The organism is Paracoccus sp. TOH (genome assembly GCF_030388245.1).
Lineage (GTDB): Bacteria > Pseudomonadota > Alphaproteobacteria > Rhodobacterales > Rhodobacteraceae > Paracoccus > Paracoccus simplex.
The window spans coordinates 159,270-180,275 of sequence record NZ_CP098363.1 but is presented as its reverse complement, the minus strand read 5'-3'; the positions used below and the strand labels follow the sequence as shown (position 1 = coordinate 180,275).

Sequence of the window (21,006 nt, the reverse complement as noted above, 5' to 3'; positions counted from 1 at the left end):
CCATGACCAAGCTGAAACTCGGCCCGCTGCCCGACGACAAGCCCGTCAAGGTCGCGGTGGAGCTGCCCGCGCCGCTCCACCGCGATCTGGTTGCCTACGCCGAAGTCCTGGCCCGCGAGAGCGGCCAGCCCGCCGCCGATCCCGTCAAGCTCATCGTGCCGATGCTGGAGCGCTTCATCGCCACGGACCGGGGCTTTGCGAAGGCTCGGCGGGCGGCAGACTCGTCGAGGACGGGATAGTTGCTTCGCCTCTTCGAGCGACGGTTCAGGATGGCAGATTGTCTCGCTGCGTCCTGCTTTGCGCAACAAGGTGCCTGATGTCGTCGCCAAGCTCGCCATTCTGCCAGGCGGTTTCGTCTTCGATCGAGCCGCCTGCGGCTTTGACAGCCCTCAACGCATAGCTGGCGGCCACCAGGGAGTGGTCCGCAAAATGGGCGGTCGCAACAGCCTGAGCAATCGAGCGAGCTACGGCAACTGATACCGGATGCTCATAGCTTCTCGCGGCGGCATGAGCGGCGGCCGAAGCCTTCTGCGCGATACCTGTCGGTTCCTCGGCTGCTTGCCATCTTTTGCCGATGTCCAGTGCGTGTTGGAGCCGTGGGTCAAGATCATCGGCCATCAGCGGCACGACGTGTTCCGCACAATTCAATGCCCAGCGCATAAGCGACCTGTGATGCGCCTGCGACAGCAGTCCCCCGCGATGTTCGGCAATGTATCGTCTGTCTCGCATGCGACGGAAAATAGCCGTTCTGGCGAGTGTTCACCATTGCGATCTGGTCGCCTATGCGGAGGTTTGGCCCGCGAGAGCGGCCAGCCCATCACCGATCCCGTCAGGCTGATCGTGCCGATGCTGGAGCGGTTCATGGCCACGGACCGGGGGTTTGCGAAGGCCCGGCGGACAACTCGGCACGGTTAGCGATCGACTGCTTCCGACCCCATTGCAGGCGTTCATCAGCAACGCAGGCGATGCCGGAAGCAGACATTCACTGCCTCTAAAACATGACGAAGACGCGCTGGTCGGCGCTGGGTAAGATGTCACATCAGCCCATTGTCCTTCAGCAGTTGGACTTCATCGCCTGTTATCCAACCAAAAACCTTCAGCTTCCCGTCGTTCTGCTCAAGGAGATAGGTGTTGGTGAACGGCACATCGATATGCCTGCCATCCTTCTCGAACTCGCTATTCCAGCCCACGTGGGCGAGACAATGCGTTTCGTCGATTGGATGCACCTCGACGGCGGTGACGGTCATCGCCTTTGTTCCGATCTGGCGATATTGTTCATACCCTTTCGACATACGTTCGCCGAAGGCATCATCGTTGTCGCCTGCCATGACCCCTTGAGGCCCCGCGGCAATGAACTGAGCAGAGTAGAGGGAGCGGAGAGCTTCCATATCGAGTGATCCCTCCAAGCCGGCCTTGAAGGACATGGCATATCGATGAAAAAACTGCTCCACATCGTCTTTCGAGATAGTCATACGTAGCTCCATTCTCAGCGTTCGCACAAGTGTCCGTTATCTAGCCGAGATTACTGGAAGCTGTCAGTCCGCATACTACCCCAACATCGCCATGAAAGTTAGGGGTGCCGCCAGCGCACGGGCGCGAATGCGGCACGCTACAGGCCGCCGTTCCCCCTCCATGTTTCGCCTGATCCGGGGCGTCGAGCACCCCGAAATCCACTGGCGAAAACGGAGAATTCCATGCGCCCGAACCGCCGTCGCGTCCGCAAGGGACGCGCGCGACAGCCGGCCCCGGCCGCGCTTCCCGACGACCTTTACGACTACGCCGACGAACCTGAACCGCGTCGCAGCCCGCCGCCGCACGTCTTCGACGTGGAGAAGCTGCCGGTCATCGACGACTGGCCCGAGAAGGTGCCGATCACCGAGGCGGAAATCCAGGTGTTCGAGCGCTGGTTCGCCGATGTTTTCGACGAGATGTTCGGCTCGGTCGATCTGCCAAAAGACTTGCAAATATTATCTTGTGATGATAAGGATAAGCCATGATCTGAGAGGTGCGTTCCATCATGGCGACACTCAGGGTCGGGATCGCCGACCCCGATGAAATGAAGGCCAGAACCATGCGGATCGCGAGGGGCGAGGAAAAATCCGCGCCCGGCGACCCGACCATCTGGTTCCCCTCGACGGAATCGTTCGCCCGGCTTCTGTCGGCAGGCAATCGCGCGCTATTGCGCGTCGTCCACGAACAGGAGCCCGGCTCGCTGGAGGAACTGGCGCAGATCACCGGACGCGCGACGCCCAACGTCTCGCGCACCCTCAAGAAGATGGAGAGCTACGGCCTGATCCGCATGGAGAAGGGCAAGAGCCGCAAGCTGGAGCCCAAGGTCAATTACGACCGCGTGGAACTGGCCTTGCCCCTGTTCGAGCGCCGCAAGAAAGGAGCCCGCAAATGAACGTCCAGTCTCCCACCGTCGCCTTGCGCGCCGCCCTTTACCTGCGCGTCTCGACCGCCCGGCAGGCCGAGCATGACGTGTCGATCCCCGACCAGCGCAAGCAGGGCGAAGCCTATTGCGCGGCGCGCGGCTACCAGCTCGTCGACGTGTTCGTGGAGCCCGGCAACACCGCGACCAACGACCGCCGCCCGAGTTCCAGCGGATGATCGAGGAAGGCACGTCCAAGCCCGCGCCGTTCGACATCGTGCTGGTTCACAGCTTCTCGCGCTTCTTCCGCGACGCCTTCGACATGGAGTTCTACTATCGGCGCCTCGCCAAGAACGGCGTGCGCGTGGTCTCGATCACGCACAAGATGCTACTGGCGGCATAATACGGATGGTCTGCTTCGTCTTGTGGTCGGTGGCGAAGGCGAGGATGCCCATAAGCTCGCCGCGTAGCTCGGCATGGACCTCGCCGCGCTTCGGGCCGGGGGTCAGCACGATCTCACCGATGAGCGAGCGCAGCGCCTCGGCTGCCTCGCGGCCGCCATCGGGATCGTTGAGGGCTTCGGTGAACCGTTCCACGTTCCGGCGATAGACACTGGCGATGTTGGGATGCACGTCCGGCACATCGGCGGGAGCCTGCGCCATGCGTGCGGCGATCTCGGCCTTATCGCGCTCAAGATCGGCCATCCGCGCCTTCATCGACGGCTGATATAGTCCGTCCTCGATAGCCACCATGATGCCCGCGATAGCGCGCTCGATCTTCGCGAGCGCCTTCTGATCCGTATCCGCCTGCACCAGCCTGTCACGGTTCAGCCGGTTGGTTTCCTTGGCATAGGCGCGAACGGCTTCCGCTACCGCCTCGGACGATACCAGCTTCTCTTTCAGGCCCGCCAGCACGCGCACCTCGATCTCATCCCGGCGGATGGTGCGGCCGTTGTCGCAGATGCCTTTACGCAGATGGTTGCGGCAGGCGTAGCGGTCGGTCATCACCATGCTGATGCGGCCGCCGCAGCACCCGCAGGTGAGCAGGCCGGAAAGCAGCGTAACGGGCCGGTTGGTCAGATGCAGCCTTTTGGCCCGCGCCTCGCGGGTGGTACCGAGGTTGGGGCCGAACATGGCGGAAATGCTGCGCTGACGCTCCCGCACTGCCTGCCAGAGTGCATCGTCTACGATCCGCAGATGCGGAACTTCGGTCCTGATCCATTCGCTTTCCGGGTTCACGCGGGAGACGCGTGTGCCGGTCTCGGGGTTCTTGATGAACCGCTGCCGGTTCCATGCAAGGACACCGGCATAAAGCTCGTTGTTGAGGATGCCGATAGCTGCGACGGGATTGCCCCGGATCATTGCGTCGATCCACGGGCGTTTCTTGGGACCGGGGACACCTTCCCGGTTCAACTGGAATGCGATCTCCTTGGGGCTTCTGCCGCTGGCGTATTCGCGGAAGATGCGCCGCACGATCTCGGCTTCTTCCTCGACAATCGCACGCTCGCCCCGGATCGGCTCGCCATTGGCGTCGAGCTGGTGAACGGTGCGGTAGCCATAGGCGGCGCGTCCGCTGCCCGCCTTTCCCGCCTCCACGCGCCCGCGCTGGCCGCGATGGGTCTTGATAGCAAGGTCCTTGATGAACAGGGCGTTCATGGTGCCCTTGAGACCGACATGAAGCTCGTTGATCTCGCCTTCGGACAGGGTGACGATGGAAACGCCGGCGAAACGCAGGCGCTTGAACACGGCGGCCACGTCTTCCTGATCGCGGCTGATGCGGTCCAGCGCCTCGGACAGCACCATGTCGAAGCGCCCCGCTTGCGCGTCGGCCATAAGCGACCGGATGCCCGAGCGGAACATGGACGACCCGGAAATGGCCCGGTCTGAATAGGTCTCCACCACGGTCCAGCCCTCGCGCTCGGCGCGTTCACGGCACTGGCGCAACTGGTCCTCGATGGAGGCGTCACGCTGGTTCTCGGACGAATAGCGGGCGTAAAGGGCAATGCGAAGCATGGCGGTCTCCCTAGATTTGAAGCAATGCCTTGAGCTTGGCGCGAACATCGGCCAGCACGGCGGCAGTTACCTCGCCTTTGCGTCTGGCCTTGCGAGCGCGCCAATCAAGGTTCTTGATCTGATCGGCAAGAATAGCGCTTGGCGGGTTCTGGCTGATGACGACCTCGAAGGGATAACCTTTGAGCTTTGTCGTCAGCGGGCAGCACAACATCATGCCCCGCATCCCGTTATAGCGGGCGGGCGACAGCACCAGAGCGGGGCGATGGCCTGCCTGCTCGTGCCCGGCCTGTGGATCGAAGTTCACCCACACGATGTCGCCGCTGTCAGGCACCCATGCGGCCATCACCAGACTTCCTTGCCGACCGGAGCGCCGAAATCCACCTCGTCATGGAAGGTGTCGGGCGTCATGCCGGCCAACAGCTTGTCCAGATCATAGGAAAGGCTCTGGACGGGTTCTATGACGACCCGGCCATCTTCCTCGCGCACCTCAACCGCCTGATCGACATGCAGGTTGGCGGCGGTCATCACCGAATGCGGAATCCGAACAGAGGCGCTATTGCCCCATTTTTTGATGTTCACTTGCATGGCCTTGCCTCCTGTATCTATGGTGTCGATACAGTAGTGAGCCGCGCGATTGGTGTCAACAGTGTAGATACAGCATCCGGCCCCGATGGGAGCGCGCGCGAGGCGTCATGGATCATTCTTCTTCCGATGGCGCATCATTGTCATTGGCGGCGCACATGGCATTCTCGAAGTCCTCGCGCGCCATGCGCCTGCCGATCAGCCGGGCGATGGTCAGCACCACCGCGTCCAGCCGCTCCGCTGCATCGGCCTCGTGCCCGGCATCCTGTCCATCGGGTAGGCGATTGTCGTTCGCCGGTCTCCTCTGCCCTTTGTCGTCGCCGCGATCAGAAGTCATCGAAGTCGAACTCGCCGCGTGGCCGCCATCCGACAGGGTTTGCGATCCAGCGATTGATGTCGGATTCATGCCAGCCCGCGCCGTTGGTGCTGATTCTGAGTTGGGCCGGAAACGTGCCCTCGGCGATCTTGCGGTAGATGGTGGACCGGGACAGGCTGGTGCGGGCCTGAACGGTTTTCATGCGGATGATGCGGTCTGGTTGGCGCATGGTCGTGCTGCCTCCTGCTGGTCGTTTCTGACGATTGCAGAGACCAGACAGAACAACGATTTATCGTTGTGCAAGAGTTGGTTAGGCCCAGTAGGGCTATCGACGGCAAACGGCGGCAAATAGGATGGATCTATAGTCCGAGCCCCCGACCCATGCCGAGGTCTATGCCGTGGTTGAAGGCGAGTTGCTGGCAGAGGCTGCGGCCTGAGTCGATCCCGATGCCGAGTTTGCGCTTGTGATTGACGAGGAGCTACCTCCTCGCCGTTATGCAGGAAAGCCGTTGGTTAATCTATTGGGGCGCGCTGGCAATCGGACAGGAGTAGGCGTTTCACCCTTCCGCTAGCAGAACTGACGCGCCGGACACGCATATCGAGCTTGTTCGGCGCGCCGATATTACTTCCGTGAAGCGACCACGTTAAAAGTGAAAGATCGCCGACAGAGAAGTCAGCGTCCGGCCTCATGGGAACGACACGCCCAAATTGATCGACAAACACGCGCGAATTTCGAGAAAGAGAATTGTAACGCGTGATATTCCCCCTAACAACTTCTAAACCAACTCCCTCCTCGCGAGTATTAACCCAGTCTTTTGTGTTGTCGTTAAAAACAACCAATTCATGTCTAGGTGAGCCAATAGAGATTTTTCCGACTGTACCGTCGACTCCGATTGGACGGTGCGCGTCTTGTAGGCTTCCTTCGAGAACCTCGGATAATTCGTCAAAATCCACCGGCGGACGCTTTAACGGCGGCGGTTCCTTCCGTTCGTATAGCTTACGAAGGCTCGTTGTTTCCGGTTCAGCGTCCAAACTTCCAGTGGCTCTTTTAAACGCAGTCTTGATGAAATCGTACAACATTGGTGCACCGAGCGCAGCCCCAATGCCCGTAGTCGCTGGATACGCCTCAATCAGCACTAGCAATTCAAAAATAAAGCTACCTTGTCTTGCTGGCTTTATCAGTACTGACGCGTTCTTAAGAGCAGTTGCACGAGATATTACCTCTCCCGTCATATACGCATGCAGGACTATATGAACGGCCCTTGTGATGCCATCAATAGATGTTGCACCGTCATAACCGGGGAGAGCATTTTGATCTGCTAACCCGCCCTCATATTTCACCTTCAGTCTATGTTCTGCCAGTACTGGCATGATCCCCCCTCCAACTTTGATATTCACACCTGTAATACCTTGTGAAGGTTTTCGCTCAAAAATTGGTATGTCAACCTCGTTGGCTCCACCAGCCCTGTCCTCTCAGCATATTTCCATCCTAACACCACTTACAGTCCAAGACCCCGACCCATGCTGAGGTCGATGCCGTGATTGAAGGCGAGTTGCTGGCCAAGGCTGCGGCCTGAGTCGATCCCGATGCCGAGGTCTTTCTTGCGGCCTGCGAGGATGGATTCCATCTGCGGATCGCGTTCGAGGCTTTTCGCCATGTTGCCCATCTCGGCCCGCGTGGATCGGTAGCCGGCCATATCGCCCGCCTGATACTGGCGCTGGCTGGTCTGGTCGAGCTTTTGCCAGCGTTCCACAAAGCGATCCGCGCGGCGCTGCGGATCGGCGCGCATTTCGGTTTCGTGTTGCAGGGCGCGTCTGGCAGGGGCGGCGCGGTCGGGATCGCCTGACGCGACAGCCCCCGCAAATTCGGGGTTCTTCTTGTAAACCGCCTCGGCATCGCGCGAGCCGTGGGACCGGAGTTCGTCAAACTCGGCACGGGCCTCGCGCAGTTCCTGAACCTGTCCCGGTGTGGCGGCCATGTCTTGCGCCTGCGCCTTGAAGATCGCGTCCACAGCGCGGGCATGACGAACGAAGGCCCGGCCACGGGCGCGGCGCAACGCTGTCTCCGGGTCTTCCCCGGCCTGCCTCTCAGCCGCCGCCTTTCCGGCTGTTCCCCTTTCCGGCGGCTGCGCGGCGGCGGGGCCAGGCACGCCGTTATCGGAGGAGCGCAACCCGTCGAGCATCCCGTCAACGGCATCGCGCAGGCGTTCCGGCACGATCTTGCGCATGATCTCGGCGACACGGGCGCGGAAGGTGATGCCGCGCCGCTCGGCATAATCCTGCGCCGGAACGTAATCCGTCGCCATGTCCTTCGCCCGGTCGCGCGACAGGGTGTTGATGAGCGTGCCCTGACTGGCAAAGTCATCGCGGCCATAATGCAGGTTCATGCCGTCGCGGTGGCGCGACAGGGCGACATAGCTGCCGTGGGCGTCCATGCCGGGTGTCGCCAGCACATGCGTCCGATCCACCGTCATGCCCTGTGATTTGTGGATGGTCGCCGCATAGCCGTGGTCGATGCGGTCATAGTCTTTCAGGTCGAACGCGATAGAGCGGCCATCGTCTGTCTGCACCGTCATGCTCTGGGCGCTGACCTGTTCGATGGTGCCGAGCGTGCCGTTCTTGACGCCAAGGCCGCGCTCGTTTTGCAGGAACATGACGCGATCTCCGGCGGCGAAGCTGCGTTCTCCGCGCTCGACCGTCACGCGCACATCCTCGCCAAGATCGCCTGCGTCCCGCATCCGGTTGCGGGCGGCCTCGTTGAGTTCCCGCACTTCGGCATTGGTGTGGGTGAGGATGATACGGCTGCTGTCGGGGGATGCCTGCCGGTCGCGGTCCCATCGGTCGATCAGATCGCCGCGCGCCTGCTCGCGGGATGCGGCCTCATGCACCATGTCGTGACGGTTATAGGCATGGATCGCATCGCGGGTCTTGGCCGTCGCCAGATCGCGGGTGGCGTCGCGCTGCCAGTCTTCGCGCTGGCGGCGGACCTCGCCGATCTCCGCGCCACCGTGGCGCTCATGGATCGAACGGAAGGCCGCTCCCGCCTCGATGGATTGCAACTGCTGCGGATCACCGACCAGCACGACCTTTGCGCCTGCCTCGGCGGCATGGGACAGCACGCGCTCCAACTGGCGCGTGCCCACCATGCCCGCCTCGTCGATGACAAGCACATCGCGCGCCGTGAGCATGTCGCGGCTATTGGCCCAGCCATGTTCCATGCTGGCGATGGTGCGCGAAGAAATGCCCGATCCGCTTTCCAGATTCTCGGCGGCGATGCCGGACAGGGCAACGCCGCGAACCTCGTAACCGGATGCTTCCCATGCCTCCCGCGCTACGCCAAGCATGGCACTCTTTCCCGTCCCGGCATAGCCGACGACAATGCCAAGATCACGCCCGTCCGTGACATGCGCCAGCGCGTCGGCCTGCTCGCCGGAAAGCATAAGACCGCGCTGCTCGGCGCGGGCAAGGGCGTCGAGTCTGTCTTTCTCGTTGACCTCGTGCCGTTCCCTCTCGGTCATCATCTCGACGGCGCGATGAAGGCGCTGCTCGGCCTCAATCATGTCGCGCGTCGTGAATCTGTCGTCGCCGCGTCCGTCCTTGCCCAATTCGACCACATCGGGCGAACCGCGCATCGCGCCCATGACCTCGTTGAACTGGTCGATGCCGTCGCTGTGCCGATGCGCAAACATCGCCATGTCGCGGCGCGTGAACGTCGATTGCTGTTGTGTGATCGCGTCCAGCGCCACCGATGGATCGGCGATGATCCGCGCGCCGTTGTTTCGCGCGATCTCGCGGTGCATGTCCGCGCGGTCTGCGGCTTCGATCCCTTCGCCCTCGATCCGCTGCGCCGGTGCGCCGATCTGGCTTTGTGGCTCAAGCCCGATGCCCTGCGCCTCAAGGCTGCGATGGTCGATGCGAGCGTCAATGTCGAGTTCTGCCAGCCGCTCGTTGACATGCTCGGCCCAGCGTTCGCGCCAACGCTCCACCATCTCCGTGCGGTTCCAGTCGCGCACCTTCTTGCCGAACCCGACCTCATCGACTTCGCGCATGGTGAGCATGACGTGGGCGTGCGGTTTGGGCATACCGTCCTCGCCTATGTTCCAGTGCACATTCAAGTCGGCGATCATGCCCTGATCGACAAACTCGGCCTGCGCGAAGTCACGGGCAAGCTCGATGCCTTGCGCCTGCGTCATCTCGCGCGGAATGGCGAACTCCACCTCGCGGGCAAGCTGGGCATCCCTCCTGACCTCGAACGCCTCGACATCGTTCCAGAGCTGTTCGCGGTCGGACCAAACATCGGGTGCGTTCTCCGGCAACAGCACCTCGGAATGGACGACGCCGCGCTTGGCGGAAAAGTCCTGCACGCGGTCGATGCGTTCGTCGCGCAGCCGCGAGGCCGAACGGTAGGCTGCCGACGCCACCGCGCTCGACCCGGCCTTGCGGCCGATGACCTTGACGTGAAGATGATAGATCGCCATCGCGATCCAGCATTGGCACGGCCAAGCGCACGTCAGAACGACGTATAAGCGCGCCCTCCCTCGAAAAAATCTCGAGATGGACCGGCCCGTGCCAGACTGTCCCGGCAACAATACTGCGTTCCTCGCCATGAGCAACTATCCTTACCGCATCAATGACTTGAGACCGGGAAAGGACACGACGATGCGGAAACCCAGAGACTATGACGCGGAACTGAAGGCGCTTGAGGACAAGGCACGGGAACTGAAAACCCGCAAAGTGCAACAACTCGGCGAACTGGTGATCGCCACCGGGGCCGATGGCCTCACCGCCGACGAACTGGCCGGTGCGCTCGTCGCGCTGGCCGAAACCAAAGATGCCGGAACGAGGGAGGCATGGGCGAAACGCGGGGCAGAGTTCTTTCGTGGCAGGTCGCGGCGAACTGCATCAGCGCCTGATCGCGGCGCTGGCGGCGCTGCAACGCAATCGGGCGGCGCGCAACCGGCATCAGGCGGCGCGGGCGCGGTATGAGATGCGCACATGGCAGGTTGAACGCCGCAAGCGCACGCGGCACCTGATCGAACTTGGCGGTCTCGTCGTCAAAGCGGGTATCGTGGACCTGACTGGCGACGACCGGGCTACCATCTACGGCGCGCTGCTGTGGATGGCCGACAAGCTCAACAGCGAGGACGGCAAACGCGCACGAAGCCTGTGGGCCGGAATGGGGAAAGAGGCGTTCGCGGCAGAACAGGAAACGTCCAACGTCACCACGTCGCGGTCGTAGCAGGACCGGACGAGACCCGATGGCGGGCGACGCGGAGACCCCACATATCGCAGCGTCGCCCGCCATCGCGCGGCAACGCCGCGCAACAGCTTTCTGGCACGATTTTTCCTATGACACGTGGTTTTATATTTACCAGACCGATTAGTATGGTAAATAGGATGACATGCTGCCATACACGGAGTCCTGTCATGCCCCCGCTGATTTCCACCCTGCTTGACCACCCGGCGACCTTCGTTGTGGCGCGTGTCATCCTCACGACACTGTTTTGGAGCGAGGTCATTCTAGGGATCACGAACTTTCCAGCCTTCGTGGAGGCTATGAAGAGGGTTTCATTGCCGTTCCCGAAATTTTTCGCTGTGCTAACAATCCTGCTTCAACTCGTTGGATCGGTCTTGTTGATTACGAATGTCAGTGGCTTGGGCTGGTTCGGTGCCGGGATGCTCGGCGTGTTTACACTGCTGACCATTCCTTATGGTCACGCCTTTTGGAAATTTCCTCAGCCGCGCCGAACGCAAGAGCTTCATTTCGTGCTTGAGCACATCACTGTAGTTGGCGGCCTTCTGCTTGCCGCGATCCTTCTGACTAAGGGTTGACGATCAATGCCGCCGCCAGCCAATTCCAGAACACCGCGCGGTCGACCAAAAGACCCGGCCAAACGCGAAGCCTTGCTGGACGCCACAAGAGACCTTCTTCTCGCTCACGGAATGGGCGTCACGACAGAGAGCGTGCTCGAAAAGGCAGGCGTGTCGAAAGCGACGCTCTACGCGAATTTTTTGGACAAGCAGGCGCTGATCGAAGCCGTTCTTTCCCGCGAAGCAGAACGAATCCATTTAGACAAGACTGACTATGATGGAGGCGATCTTTCTTTGGAGCCGACGCTGCGTGCGTTCGGCATCCGATACCTTACCTTTATCAATGAAAGACGGCTTTACGGCTGGGACAGACTCATCGTGGAGGCGTCCGAAATATCCCCCGATCTTGCCCAACGTCTTTTCTTTGCCGGTCCCGGCAGAGGTTACGCGGAATTGACGGCGATCATCAGCAAAGCGGTGGAAGCCGGGCAACTGGTTATTGAATCCCCACATGCGGCGGCCGGAGATTTGAGAGGGCTCTGGCTTGGCTTTGTCGGTGTCGAAATCAACCTTCGCGTTCGTCCGCCTCTCAATCCGCATGAAATTGAAGAACGTGCGCAGCGTGGCGTTTGTCTGTTTATGCGGCTGTATGGGAAACGCGCCTGTTAGTCGGATTGTTATTTAGCCGCAGCTATTCAGCGGAAAGGAAAAATACGATGATCTACGCCAGTTTTATCCAGCGGCTTCACGTCAAGCACCGCCGAACAATCGAGCGTGGGTAGCGATGTGACAGCGGCGGCATTCAGCACCGATGGTAAACCATCAATGGGGAATGCCGACCATACCCGGTCGCGTATTCCTCTCGTGTCGCTGATCCAATCAGGTTGCAGCATGGAGCGGTGACGCCATGCTGCATATAGAGTGGTGGCACAATGCGGCCTACGGATACATTTGGCAGCTTGATGCCTCCGGCTTTGCTTGGGAATATCTGCGCCGCAACGACGAATATCGCCATGACTGCCAGACATTGGCGTTGACCGGCAGACAGGATGCGCAGCAACTGGAATCGTTTGCGCATCGCTGGGGGTTGCTGTTTCCCGAGTGACCCGGACACGGCGGCTGATCGGCAAGCTCCGCTCTGGTCGCCGCGCGTACATCCGAATGCCTTCATGCTGCTGCCCGTGGCGCATATAACCGACGCGAGTGGTCCGACAATCAAGCTCGCCCACCTCGAAGGTCTCGATCTGCGCCGCGCGGCTGATGGTTGGCACGGCATCTGGCGGGCCGATGGCATCGCGCATCAATTGTGGCTGCCCCGCGGTGCTCCCGATACCGCAGCCTTCTACGGCACGTTTTTGCCTTCGGGTGCCTTCTACGAACTGCGATCCCATGCTGCCCGGCGGTTCTGGCGCTCGATCGAAGGCCGCCGGCCGGGGCCGGAGTTTCGGGTCATGCCCGCCCAACTCCGCCAATGGCACGTCCTATCCCTGCGTGCGCTCGACGCCCGCCTGCACGGCGAAAGCTACCGCACCATCGCCGAAGCGCTACTTGGATTCAGCGGCAACAAACAGGATTGGGAAGTCGATCCGCTTAAGAACAAGACGCGCCGCCTCGTCGCCCACGCTACCATGATGATGCGCGGCGGTTATCGGCTGCTGCTGCACTATCCCATCAAAGCAGATGGGCAGCGCTGGATGGGCAACCCTTGAATGAAGTGGTATGTCGCGCCCGATCCTCTTCCCTATGCTCAAATGGGGATGGTGATCGATTTATGCTGGAAGTGCCATCTGGCAGGAGCTGGGCGACGATCCGATCCACGACATGATGCGCCGGATCATGGCGCTCTTCGACGAATACCAGTCGAAGGAGAACGGCAAGCATGTCACCCGCGCCTTGAAGGAGAACGTCCGCCAAGGCTTCTGAAACGGCGCGCTGCCGCCCATCGGCTACCGCGTCGTCGCGGGCGAGCAGCGCGGAACGAAGACCAAGAAGAAGCTCGAAATCGACCCGCTGCACGCCGACACGATCCGGCTGATCTACCGCCTTGCCCTGGAGGGCGAGGGCGACAGCGGCCAGATGGGCGTGAAGGCCATCGTCAAATATCTCAACGCCAAGGGCATCTTCACCCGCGACGGCGGGCGCTGGGGCATCGGGCAGGTTCACCGCATCCTGACCCGCCGCACCTATATCGGCGAGCACGAATGGGGGAAGCGCAGCAAGCACAACGACGCGCAGTCCTCCGAAGACATCGTCATCGTCGCGGTGCCGCCGATCATCGACCGCGAGACCTTCGAGACCATCCAGCAGCGCTTGCAGGCCCGTAATCCGAAGACCGAGCTTCCCGCGCGCGTCGTGATCGGCCCGACCCTGCTCACGGGCATCTGCTATTGCGGCAATTGCGGAGGCGCGATGACGATCCGCACCGGCAAGGGCGGCCGCTACCGCTACTATGCCTGCTCAATCAAGGCCCGGCAGGGCGAGACCGGCTGCAAGGGCCGGGCGATCCCCATGGACAAGCTGGACAAGATGATTGTCAGCCATATCGAGGATCGCTTGCTCGATCCCGATCGGCTGGAGGACTTGCTGGGCAGCGTCCTCGGCCGCCGCTCGGATCAGGCGGAACGCCGCCGCGATCACATCGCCGAGCTACAGCGCCGCGCGACCGAATCGGAAATGCGCCTCAAGCGCCTCTACGACGCCATCGAGGCTGGCGTCGCCGATTTGGACGACCTGTCGCTCAAGGAGCGCATCGCCGGCCTCAAGGTCATCCGCGATCAGGCGCGGGCCGACGCGGACCGCGCGCAAGCGCTGCTCGACAGTCCCGGCCAGAGCGCCATCAGCCCGACGATGATCGAGGGATTCACCCGCCGCGCCCGCGAGCGCATCCGAGGCCGGGAGGGCGGCTATCGGCGGGATCACCTGCGCTCGCTGGCCCAGCGTGTCGAGGTTGGAGACGACGCGATCCGCCTCATGGGCTCGAAGACGGAACTGCTAAGGACGCTTATTGCCGGACAAGGGCGGCAATCGGCGGCGATTGGCGTGCCCAGAGGCGGTCTGAAATGGCGGAGGAAGTGGGATTCGAACCCACGGATGGTTGCCCATCGGCGGTTTTCAAGACCGCTGCCTTAAACCACTCGGCCACTCCTCCCGGCCCGTCGAGGCGGGTCTTGGCGGATTAATTCGCACTCCGGCACGGCGCAAGCGGAATCTGCCGGTTCTGGCAGCAGCGACGCCAGCGTATCGGCCCGGCATGGCAGCGTCTGCGGAGGCCGGTCGCAGGCCAGGCGGCCATGCTGCCTTGCCTCTTTTCATAGCGCCAGGGGTGATGTGAATCTGTCGTGGCGCAGGCAATGCGGGTATGGCTATCATGCTGGCTGTTCCCGATGGCTCGAAGGGCTTGGCCACCCGCATCGCCGCCCAGGATCGAGTGCTGATTACGCGATGCCCTCGATGGCTTTGTAAGGCGGTGCCGCCGGGACGGATCGGGCACCGGGCGACTGGACCCATGGGGGCCGGACGCCGGCGGAGACCCGATGAGCTATGTCTCCCCGGCCAGCGGCAGGCAATTCATCGTGGTGCATGTCGGCGGCGCACAATCGGCCGATACGGGCGGCCATGTAATGGCCTTCGCCCCGCCCGAAGGCAGTTAAGACGGCGCCGCGGCGGCGTGGGGGGTGACCCCTTCACGCCGCGGGGATGCGACTCTCCGTCGATCACCTGTGCCGCCGGCGGGAAACAGCGCCCGGCCTCTGCGCCGTCGATCATCACGCATGCCCGTGGCTCGGCGCGGCCTGCGCCGGCGCGTCACGTCCCGGCCAGGAACAGGCTCCCGGATGGCGGCCGCTGGCGGTCCTTGACGCAGGGAATGCCGCAGAGCGCGCGATATTTCGCCACCGTGCGCCGCGCGATGGAAAAACCGCGTTCATTGAGGATCTGCGTAATCCGGGAATCGGTCAGCGGCTCGGCCGGCGCCGCCGGTCCAAGCAGCGCCTGAATCTCCTGGCAAAGCTGCAGCGTGGTAAGAGGCTTGCCGGCCGAGGCGGGCGCGATCTGCTTCACGAACAGGGTTTTCAGGGCGACGATACGGTCCGGCGCCTGAAGATGGACCGAGTTCACCACCCGGCTGACCGTGCTTTCGCTCAGCCCGAGGTTTTCGGCCACGGTTCGCTGCGACAGCGGGCTCAGGCCGGCGGGACCATGATCGAAATAGCCGGATTGATGATGGACCAGCGCGGCGCCGATGCGCAGCACCGTCCGGTGGCGCCGTTCCACGGCCTCGACGATCCAGCGGGCGGTGCCATAGGCGGCGCGCATGTCCCGCCGCGCCTCGGGGCCAAGCTTTCCGAACAGCGAGCCATCGACGCGCAGATCGGGAAGAAGCGAGCGATTCATCGCAACATGCCAGTTCCCGTCCCGGCGTTCGAGGATCAGATCGGGCACGATCTGGCGCGGGGGATCGAAGGTGAAGCCGCCGCCCGGCTTCGGATCCAGCTGCCGCAAAAGCGCCAGCACCCGCCGCACCTCGCACAGCGGCAGGCCGGTCTCTGCCGCCAGCGCCTGATCGCCGCCGGTCGCCAGCACCCCGAGCGCGGCCAGCACGCTGGCGGCGGCCGGGTCCATCTGGCCGCGCTCGGCCAGCTGCAGGCGCAGGCAATCGGCCAGGTCGCGGGCAAAGAGCCCGGTCGGCTCCATCGTCTGCAGCTTCTTCAGGACGGTTTCGAGACGCGCCGACGGCACGGCGTGATCCTGCGCCAGTTCGTCCAGGCCGCGCTCCAGCCAGCCCGAGGGCGAAAGGGCGTCTATCAGGATCTGGGCCGCATGGCGCTCGTTCGGCTCGATGCGGCAGAAGCGAAGCTGGTCCAGCACATGGGCGATGAGGCTGGTTCCGTCCGCCGGCAAATCCTGGGCCGGATCGGTGCGGGCATGATGCGAGGACGATCCGTGGCCGGGCAGGCGCAGGCGCAGGAACGGGTTCCGGGCCGCCTGCTCGGCCAGGAATCCCCCAAGTTCGCCGGCATCCATCTGAAGCAGCGCGATGGCCTGCCGCAACTCCGGGGTGATGTTGATAAGCGGCCGCACCTGGGCCGAGACGGAGTAACCGACCTGAATCGCGCGCTTCTGCATGTCAGGAGCTTACCCTGGTCTTGCGGACGATGGTACCGATGTCAACGTTCAGGGCCGCCGCCGCCCGTCTCTTGCTGCCGTGCCGGCGGATCGCCTGCTCGATCAGGCCGCGCTCGTATTCCGCGACCATTTCCTTGAGGCTCCGCGCGACCTCGGGCGCGTCGGCATCGGCATCCCCTGCCCCGCCGCGCGATTGCGGCGCGTCGAGCCGCGCCAGCACCTCGTCCTCGCCCAGCACGACCACCTGTTGCAGGATGTTGTAGAGCTCGCGCACGTTTCCCGGATAATCATAGTCGTTCAGCACCTGAAGCAATCGCGGGCCGATCCGCATCGGCTCCTGCAGGCGCTGGTTGAGGAACTGGGTGAAACGCTCGATGAGATGGGGGATAAGTTCGCGCGTCTCGCGCAGCGGCTGCATCGCCAGTTCGACCACCGTGAGGCGGAAATAGAGATCCAGCCGGAAGCGATCTTCGGCGACCATCGCCTTCAGGTCGCGGTTGGTGGCCGAGATCAGCCGCACGTTGACGGCTTTCTGGCGTTCGCCCCCGACCCTCTGGATCGTGCGCTCCTCGAGGAAGGACAGCAGCTTGGCCTGAAGCTGAAGCGGGATCTCGCCCACCTCGTCCAGGAACAGGGTGCCGCCGTCGGCCTGTTCGATCAGGCCCTTCTTCCCGGTATTGAGCGCGCCGGTGAACGCGCCCTTTTCATAGCCGAACAGCTCGGTCTCGAACAGGGTTTCGGGGATCGCCGCGCAGTTCACGACCACGAAGGGATTGCTCGGCTCGCTGATATAGCCGTGCAGATAGCGCGCCACCTCGGTCTTGCCGACGCCGCTTTCGCCCGAGATCAGCACCCCCGCGCCATGCAGCAGCGCCCGCTCGCCGCGCGACATGATGGTGTCGAGATAGCGCGAGATCTGCCGCTGCTTGGCGAAATCCGGGCGCATCTTGCGGTTGCTGCCGCTGCTTTCGCGCGGCATCTGCACCCCCGAGGCGCGTCTGCGCGCATGGTCGAAGACCTCGAGATCGCGCAGTTGCAGCACCATGGCCTGGTTGTCGGGCGCCGCGCGCCGCACCGTGACCAGAAGCGCGGAACGAAGGCCGCTGCGCAGCAGGAACTCGCCGTTCATCCGCTCGGCCACGGCGCCCAGGACCGGCGACCAGTCGTCATAGCCGCCCAGGCGTCCCAGATGGCTGAAATCCTGTCCGACCAGCTCGGTCGCCCGGACGCCCAGCATCGACGCCGCCTCCGGGTTGAGAAAGATGACGCGGCGGTCGGAGGCGACGCAGAGGATCCCGTCGGGCAAGGCCATCAGGCCGCGCAGAACGGATGCCGTGGCCGATACCTGCGGGCTGCTAGCTTGCGCGGTCTGCTTCATGCTGTGTCCTTGCACTATTCGGCCTGCAGGAATGCCAAGGACATGCCCTTGTCGCGCCACCGCCCGCGCCTGGCGATCCTGCGCAGGCTGACGATGATGCAGCTGTTGCCGCCGTTCTCCAGGCGACTGGCGCTTACCTCGACGGAAAGGGGGCCGTCCCGCCCGATCATCTGTGCGACGAGCGGGCTCTGCAATCTCTGCGTCACGCTGTCGGCAAGCAGTTCCTGCAACAGCGCGCTGCCGGCCTCGGGGCCGATCAGGTCATCGTAAGGGTGGTCCAGAATCCGCTCCGCCGGCAGTCCGAGCAGATCCTCGGCGGCGGCATTGGTATGGATGACCATGGCCGAGGCGCCGATCACCAGCAGCGGATCCGGGATGGCGGTCAGCAGATCCTCGAGGTTCGAGACCTGCTTGCGAAGCGTTTCGGTATTGTACAGGTGATGCGTGACATCGCGGACCGTCCCCCAAAGGCGATACAGCAGGTTGCCGCGGATGAAACTGCGGATGTCGTTCTCGACCGTCATGCTGACGCCGTCGTAACGCATGTCCACGGAGATGATGCGCTTGCCGTTGAAGTTGCAGCGGATGAGTTCGCGGATGAAACGCTCGTTGGCGGGATTGCGCGAGAATATCTGCGACCACGGCTTGGCGTTCATGTCCTCGCCTTCGGGAAGCCGGTAGTAGCGTCCCATGGCCGCATTGCAAAAGCGCAGCTTGCAGCGGTTGGAAAAAACCTGACGCACCACCTCCTGGTCGGGGGCGGAAAGATCGACCGGCTCGTCGAACTCCACGCACCAGCCCGGATCGTCCGAACTGGCCACGAAATCCGACAGGATAGCGAGATCCTCGGCCTGGCGCAGCGTCGCCTGCAGAAATGGCGCCTCGATCCACTTGAAAAGGCGCAGCAGCAATTCACCCGCCTCGTCGCGGACGAATTCCGCGATGGCCTGCACCTCGACCAGCCGGCTTTCGGCATCCAGCAGGTGAAGCCGGGTTGCGATCGGCCCGCGATGCGGCTCGGCAAAGAAGGATTCGATCTGCCGCAGGGAGCTTGGCGGGTAAATCCGCTCCCACGGCCTGCCCGCGATCTCCTGCAGGCGAAAGCCGAGCGCGCTGGCCTGAGCGGCTTCGCAGTCGCGGATGTTCCCATCTGCGGACAGAAGATCGACGAGGGCGGCGGAGCGGTGGCTCGAAACTGTCATTTTTTCTCCGTTTTCGGAAATGCGGCGGGAAGCAGGGTCGGAACGGGCGCACTCTTGCCCGGCCTCTGCAAGGCAGATGGCGGCGGTGTGCGATCCCTGTCCCGTGTCGAGGTTGCTCCTCGTCATCGTTCCGAGTCAATCGAAGAACATTGCCCCGGTCGCCGGGCATGGCGATGCCCGGCGACCGGTGCTGCGCGCCCGGGGAACTGGCCGCGTCCCCGGGCGCGCCGCCGGCTCAGTTCAGCGGATCGGCCGAGGCATGGGCCAGGTTGCCGTTACGGCTCTTGCGCAGCAGCCGGTAGGCCGTCAGCGCCCCGATCAGGGTGATGAGCACCAGCAGGTTGTTGAAGTGGCCGACCTTGCCGTAGCCGCCGCCGCTGATCATGGCGCCGCCGACGCTGGGCCCGACCGCGATCCCCAGGATCAGCGCGCTGCCCGCGGCCGCCGCGATCCGGCCGTTGATGTCCATCTCGGCCGCAAGCGCGGTCAGATAGGCGACGCAAAGCCAATAGATGCCGACCCAGGCAAGAACCGCGGTCGAGTAGAGCGAGGCGCTGTTGGAGGATTGGCTGATCGCATAGGTCACCAGACCCGAAAGAATGATGCCGAGGATGAGCGGCAGCGTCAGCCCGAAGCGCGCGCCGATCAGGGCCGCCAGCAACGGTCCGGAAATACCGATCAGCGCCGATTGCGCAAGCAGGCTGCCGACCTCGGATTCGGTCAGGCCGGCCGAGATGCCGATGCTGGTCAGGAACGCCCAGGACATGGTGTCGCGCAGGGAGAAGGCGAACATGCCCACGAGGATCGCAATCCCGGCAAGGCCGAGGATCGGCAGCCGGCCGTGGATCACCGTCTCGCTTTCGGGGAAATCCCGGGTCGGGGCCGAACGCGGCATGAACAGCATGAGCGCCATCAGCACCAGCACCGTCCCCGCCAGCGCAAGATAGACGCCCGGCTGCCCCCAGGATTCGGCGATATAGCCGAACGAGGCGCTGACCAGGGTTTGCAGCGCGACCAGCAGCACCGTCATCCACCCGGCGAACCGCTCGGGCCGCCTGGCGTTGGAAATGGTGGCGTTGCCGGTGGCCAGCGCCAGGCCCGCGCCGAGGCCGGCGATCAGGCGCAGCACGCTCAGCGATTCATAGGTGCCCCAATAGGCGCTGGCGACATTGGCCAGAACGACGATGCCGGCGCCAGTCAGCGCCAGGCGGCGGCGATCGACCCGCGCCATGCGCGGCGCGAACACCACCGAGGTGATGAAGACGCCGAGAAATTCCAACGAGCTCAGTATTCCGGCAGCCGCCTCGTCGATCTGCAGCGTGCGCATGTTGGCCGCGACCATGAACGGCAGGGCGATCAGCGCGAGCAGGCCGGTCCCATAGGCCGCTGCAAAGGCGGCCAGGACGGACTTCCAGCTTTCAGGCATAAGTTCTGCCAGCGCGCCGGGCGCTCTGTCTTCTCGTGCCATGTAACTCTCCTGTTGAATATCGTACTTTTTTCTGCGCCCGGGGTTGGCGGCCCCGGTCAGCAGCGCCGGGTGTCCCGGCCTTGGGCCATATGCAATTCCCGTGCCAGGGATATCGGCATGTCCCGCCCCGCATCCGAATAGGCAATGAAATTCAGCCATTATCTGATTAAGTCGGCAAATGCGCACGGCAGGTTCGGAACGAAATCCCGTGGCGCCGGCCGGTAAAGCGCGGCGATTCTGCATCGCATGACCGGTGCATTTCCGACCCGGGGCGCAGCCGGCCCTCGCCGCGATGAAGCATATTGCCGCGCCGGGAAAGGCAATGGTTCGCAGGAATCGGTGCGGGGTGGCGGCTTGCCGACGAGGTGGGACGGGAAGCCGGAGAATACCCCGACCGCATCGCCGCCGGCCTGATCGCTGGGCCGCGGCACCGCGGTATCGGCAGCCATCGAGGGCATGACTGGGGCGAAAGGCACGTGCCTGCCCGGCTCGACGAGCGACTTGCTCGGTTGAGCTCAGCCGGTGAACTGTCCGGAAAATCGGGGGTGATCGGTGGGCCTCGGTTGCGACGGTCGGAAATCAAGACCATCGCCGCAGGTCAAATCGGCTTTCTGTAATGGTCGGAAAGATCGGCACCGCGACGAAAGGCCCGCCAACCGTCCGGCACGGATCGGCACAGGCCCGTCGCGGCGGATTTCGAGCCCCCTGTTTGCGACGGGGTGCCGCGCCGCGTCCGGCAAGT

Annotated in this window: 23 protein-coding genes, 1 tRNA gene and 3 pseudogenes; 12 read left to right on the top strand and 15 right to left on the bottom strand. The window is 63.2% G+C overall.

Annotated features, from left to right (window positions below):
- Window positions 1-2 precede the first annotated feature (2 nt).
- Window positions 3-239 (top strand): DUF2274 domain-containing protein, encoded by a 237-nt coding sequence (locus tag NBE95_RS21250; RefSeq protein ID WP_289896600.1) that lies wholly within the window; start codon window positions 3-5, stop codon window positions 237-239.
- 25 nt (window positions 240-264) lie between these two features.
- On the opposite strand, the gene NBE95_RS21245 is transcribed toward NBE95_RS21250, so the two are convergent.
- On the bottom strand, window positions 265-729 hold the full coding sequence (locus NBE95_RS21245; protein WP_354670382.1) for a putative immunity protein: 465 nt from the start codon (window positions 727-729) through the stop codon (window positions 265-267).
- Between NBE95_RS21245 and NBE95_RS21240 the strand changes: the two are divergent.
- A pseudogene (locus NBE95_RS21240) lies at window positions 710-915 on the top strand (DUF2274 domain-containing protein). The gene NBE95_RS21245 and the pseudogene NBE95_RS21240 sit on opposite strands and share 20 nt — an antisense overlap.
- Before the next feature lie 119 nt (window positions 916-1,034).
- Here NBE95_RS21240 and NBE95_RS21235 read toward each other — a convergent pair.
- The gene (locus NBE95_RS21235) at window positions 1,035-1,472 is read right to left on the bottom strand and encodes a nuclear transport factor 2 family protein (protein WP_289896598.1); all 438 of its coding nucleotides are present in this window, start codon (window positions 1,470-1,472) and stop codon (window positions 1,035-1,037) included.
- Window positions 1,473-1,694: 222 nt separating this feature from the next.
- On the opposite strand from NBE95_RS21235, the gene NBE95_RS21230 reads away from it, so the two are divergent.
- The 3 genes and pseudogenes from NBE95_RS21230 to NBE95_RS21220 all read left to right on the top strand — a co-directional run.
- Window positions 1,695-1,997: a hypothetical protein gene (locus tag NBE95_RS21230; RefSeq protein WP_289896597.1), complete on the top strand. Its 303-nt coding sequence runs from the start codon at window positions 1,695-1,697 to the stop codon at window positions 1,995-1,997.
- A gap of 20 nt (window positions 1,998-2,017) precedes the next feature.
- Window positions 2,018-2,404: a helix-turn-helix domain-containing protein gene (locus tag NBE95_RS21225; protein ID WP_289896596.1), complete on the top strand. Its 387-nt coding sequence runs from the start codon at window positions 2,018-2,020 to the stop codon at window positions 2,402-2,404.
- Window positions 2,401-2,759, top strand: a pseudogene (locus tag NBE95_RS21220) (recombinase family protein); the annotation flags it as partial. The gene NBE95_RS21225 and the pseudogene NBE95_RS21220, both read left to right, overlap by 4 nt.
- Here the strand turns inward: NBE95_RS21220 and NBE95_RS21215 are convergent.
- From NBE95_RS21215 to traA, 7 genes are all read right to left on the bottom strand, one after another.
- Entirely contained in the window at window positions 2,746-4,383 is a 1,638-nt protein-coding gene (locus NBE95_RS21215) for a recombinase family protein (RefSeq protein ID WP_289896595.1), read from the bottom strand. The pseudogene NBE95_RS21220 and the gene NBE95_RS21215 overlap by 14 nt on opposite strands.
- A 10-nt stretch (window positions 4,384-4,393) precedes the next feature.
- Entirely contained in the window at window positions 4,394-4,729 is a 336-nt protein-coding gene (mazF, locus tag NBE95_RS21210) for an endoribonuclease MazF (protein ID WP_289896594.1), read from the bottom strand.
- The gene (locus NBE95_RS21205) at window positions 4,726-4,968 is read right to left on the bottom strand and encodes an AbrB/MazE/SpoVT family DNA-binding domain-containing protein (RefSeq protein ID WP_289896593.1); all 243 of its coding nucleotides are present in this window, start codon (window positions 4,966-4,968) and stop codon (window positions 4,726-4,728) included. The genes mazF and NBE95_RS21205 overlap by 4 nt, the downstream gene beginning before the upstream one ends.
- Before the next feature lie 112 nt (window positions 4,969-5,080).
- Window positions 5,081-5,302, bottom strand: a complete 222-nt coding sequence (locus NBE95_RS21200) for a hypothetical protein (RefSeq protein WP_289896592.1) — start codon at window positions 5,300-5,302, stop codon at window positions 5,081-5,083.
- Window positions 5,292-5,510 carry an AlpA family phage regulatory protein gene (locus tag NBE95_RS21195; protein WP_289896591.1) on the bottom strand — a complete coding sequence of 73 codons (219 nt, stop codon included), beginning with the start codon at window positions 5,508-5,510 and terminating at the stop codon, window positions 5,292-5,294. The genes NBE95_RS21200 and NBE95_RS21195 overlap by 11 nt, the downstream gene beginning before the upstream one ends.
- A gap of 284 nt (window positions 5,511-5,794) precedes the next feature.
- The gene (locus NBE95_RS21190; protein WP_289896590.1) at window positions 5,795-6,652 is read right to left on the bottom strand and encodes a hypothetical protein; all 858 of its coding nucleotides are present in this window, start codon (window positions 6,650-6,652) and stop codon (window positions 5,795-5,797) included.
- Window positions 6,653-6,780: 128 nt separating this feature from the next.
- Entirely contained in the window at window positions 6,781-9,759 is a 2,979-nt protein-coding gene (traA, locus tag NBE95_RS21185; RefSeq protein ID WP_289896589.1) for a Ti-type conjugative transfer relaxase TraA, read from the bottom strand.
- A gap of 181 nt (window positions 9,760-9,940) precedes the next feature.
- Between traA and NBE95_RS21180 the strand changes: the two genes are divergently transcribed.
- From NBE95_RS21180 to NBE95_RS21165, 4 genes are all read left to right on the top strand, one after another.
- Window positions 9,941-10,267, top strand: a complete 327-nt coding sequence (locus NBE95_RS21180; RefSeq protein ID WP_289896588.1) for a conjugal transfer protein TraD — start codon at window positions 9,941-9,943, stop codon at window positions 10,265-10,267.
- A gap of 1 nt (window position 10,268) precedes the next feature.
- The gene (locus tag NBE95_RS21175) at window positions 10,269-10,520 is read left to right on the top strand and encodes a conjugal transfer protein TraD (RefSeq protein WP_354670381.1); all 252 of its coding nucleotides are present in this window, start codon (window positions 10,269-10,271) and stop codon (window positions 10,518-10,520) included.
- A 188-nt stretch (window positions 10,521-10,708) separates the two neighbouring features.
- Window positions 10,709-11,113, top strand: coding sequence for a DoxX family protein (locus tag NBE95_RS21170; RefSeq protein WP_289896587.1), 405 nt, complete (start codon window positions 10,709-10,711; stop codon window positions 11,111-11,113).
- A 6-nt stretch (window positions 11,114-11,119) separates the two neighbouring features.
- Entirely contained in the window at window positions 11,120-11,761 is a 642-nt protein-coding gene (locus NBE95_RS21165; RefSeq protein WP_289896586.1) for a TetR/AcrR family transcriptional regulator, read from the top strand.
- Between the two features lie 26 nt (window positions 11,762-11,787).
- Here NBE95_RS21165 and NBE95_RS21160 read toward each other — a convergent pair whose 3' ends face one another.
- A complete protein-coding gene (locus NBE95_RS21160) occupies window positions 11,788-11,985 on the bottom strand; it encodes a hypothetical protein (protein WP_289896585.1) in 198 nt (65 codons plus the stop codon).
- 14 nt (window positions 11,986-11,999) lie between these two features.
- Between NBE95_RS21160 and NBE95_RS21155 the strand changes: the two genes are divergently transcribed.
- The 3 genes and pseudogenes from NBE95_RS21155 to NBE95_RS21145 form a co-directional block, all read left to right on the top strand.
- On the top strand, window positions 12,000-12,197 hold the full coding sequence (locus NBE95_RS21155; RefSeq protein WP_289896584.1) for a DUF6499 domain-containing protein: 198 nt from the start codon (window positions 12,000-12,002) through the stop codon (window positions 12,195-12,197).
- 64 nt (window positions 12,198-12,261) lie between these two features.
- Window positions 12,262-12,801, top strand: a complete 540-nt coding sequence (locus NBE95_RS21150; protein WP_289896583.1) for a DUF2285 domain-containing protein — start codon at window positions 12,262-12,264, stop codon at window positions 12,799-12,801.
- 82 nt (window positions 12,802-12,883) lie between these two features.
- A pseudogene (locus NBE95_RS21145) lies at window positions 12,884-14,182 on the top strand (recombinase family protein); the annotation flags it as partial.
- Here the strand turns inward: NBE95_RS21145 and NBE95_RS21140 are convergent.
- From NBE95_RS21140 to NBE95_RS21120, 5 genes are all read right to left on the bottom strand, one after another.
- Window positions 14,153-14,240: transfer RNA gene (locus NBE95_RS21140), tRNA-Ser, on the bottom strand. The pseudogene NBE95_RS21145 and the gene NBE95_RS21140 overlap by 30 nt on opposite strands.
- A gap of 656 nt (window positions 14,241-14,896) precedes the next feature.
- Window positions 14,897-16,216, bottom strand: coding sequence for an RNA polymerase factor sigma-54 (gene rpoN / locus NBE95_RS21135; RefSeq protein ID WP_289896582.1), 1,320 nt, complete (start codon window positions 16,214-16,216; stop codon window positions 14,897-14,899).
- A gap of 1 nt (window position 16,217) precedes the next feature.
- Window positions 16,218-17,594 (bottom strand): sigma 54-interacting transcriptional regulator, encoded by a 1,377-nt coding sequence (locus tag NBE95_RS21130; protein ID WP_289896581.1) that lies wholly within the window; start codon window positions 17,592-17,594, stop codon window positions 16,218-16,220.
- 14 nt (window positions 17,595-17,608) lie between these two features.
- Window positions 17,609-18,796, bottom strand: a complete 1,188-nt coding sequence (locus tag NBE95_RS21125; protein ID WP_289896580.1) for a PAS domain-containing protein — start codon at window positions 18,794-18,796, stop codon at window positions 17,609-17,611.
- A 235-nt stretch (window positions 18,797-19,031) separates the two neighbouring features.
- Window positions 19,032-20,264, bottom strand: a complete 1,233-nt coding sequence (locus NBE95_RS21120; protein WP_289896579.1) for an MFS transporter — start codon at window positions 20,262-20,264, stop codon at window positions 19,032-19,034.
- Between the last annotated feature and the right edge of the window lie 742 nt (window positions 20,265-21,006).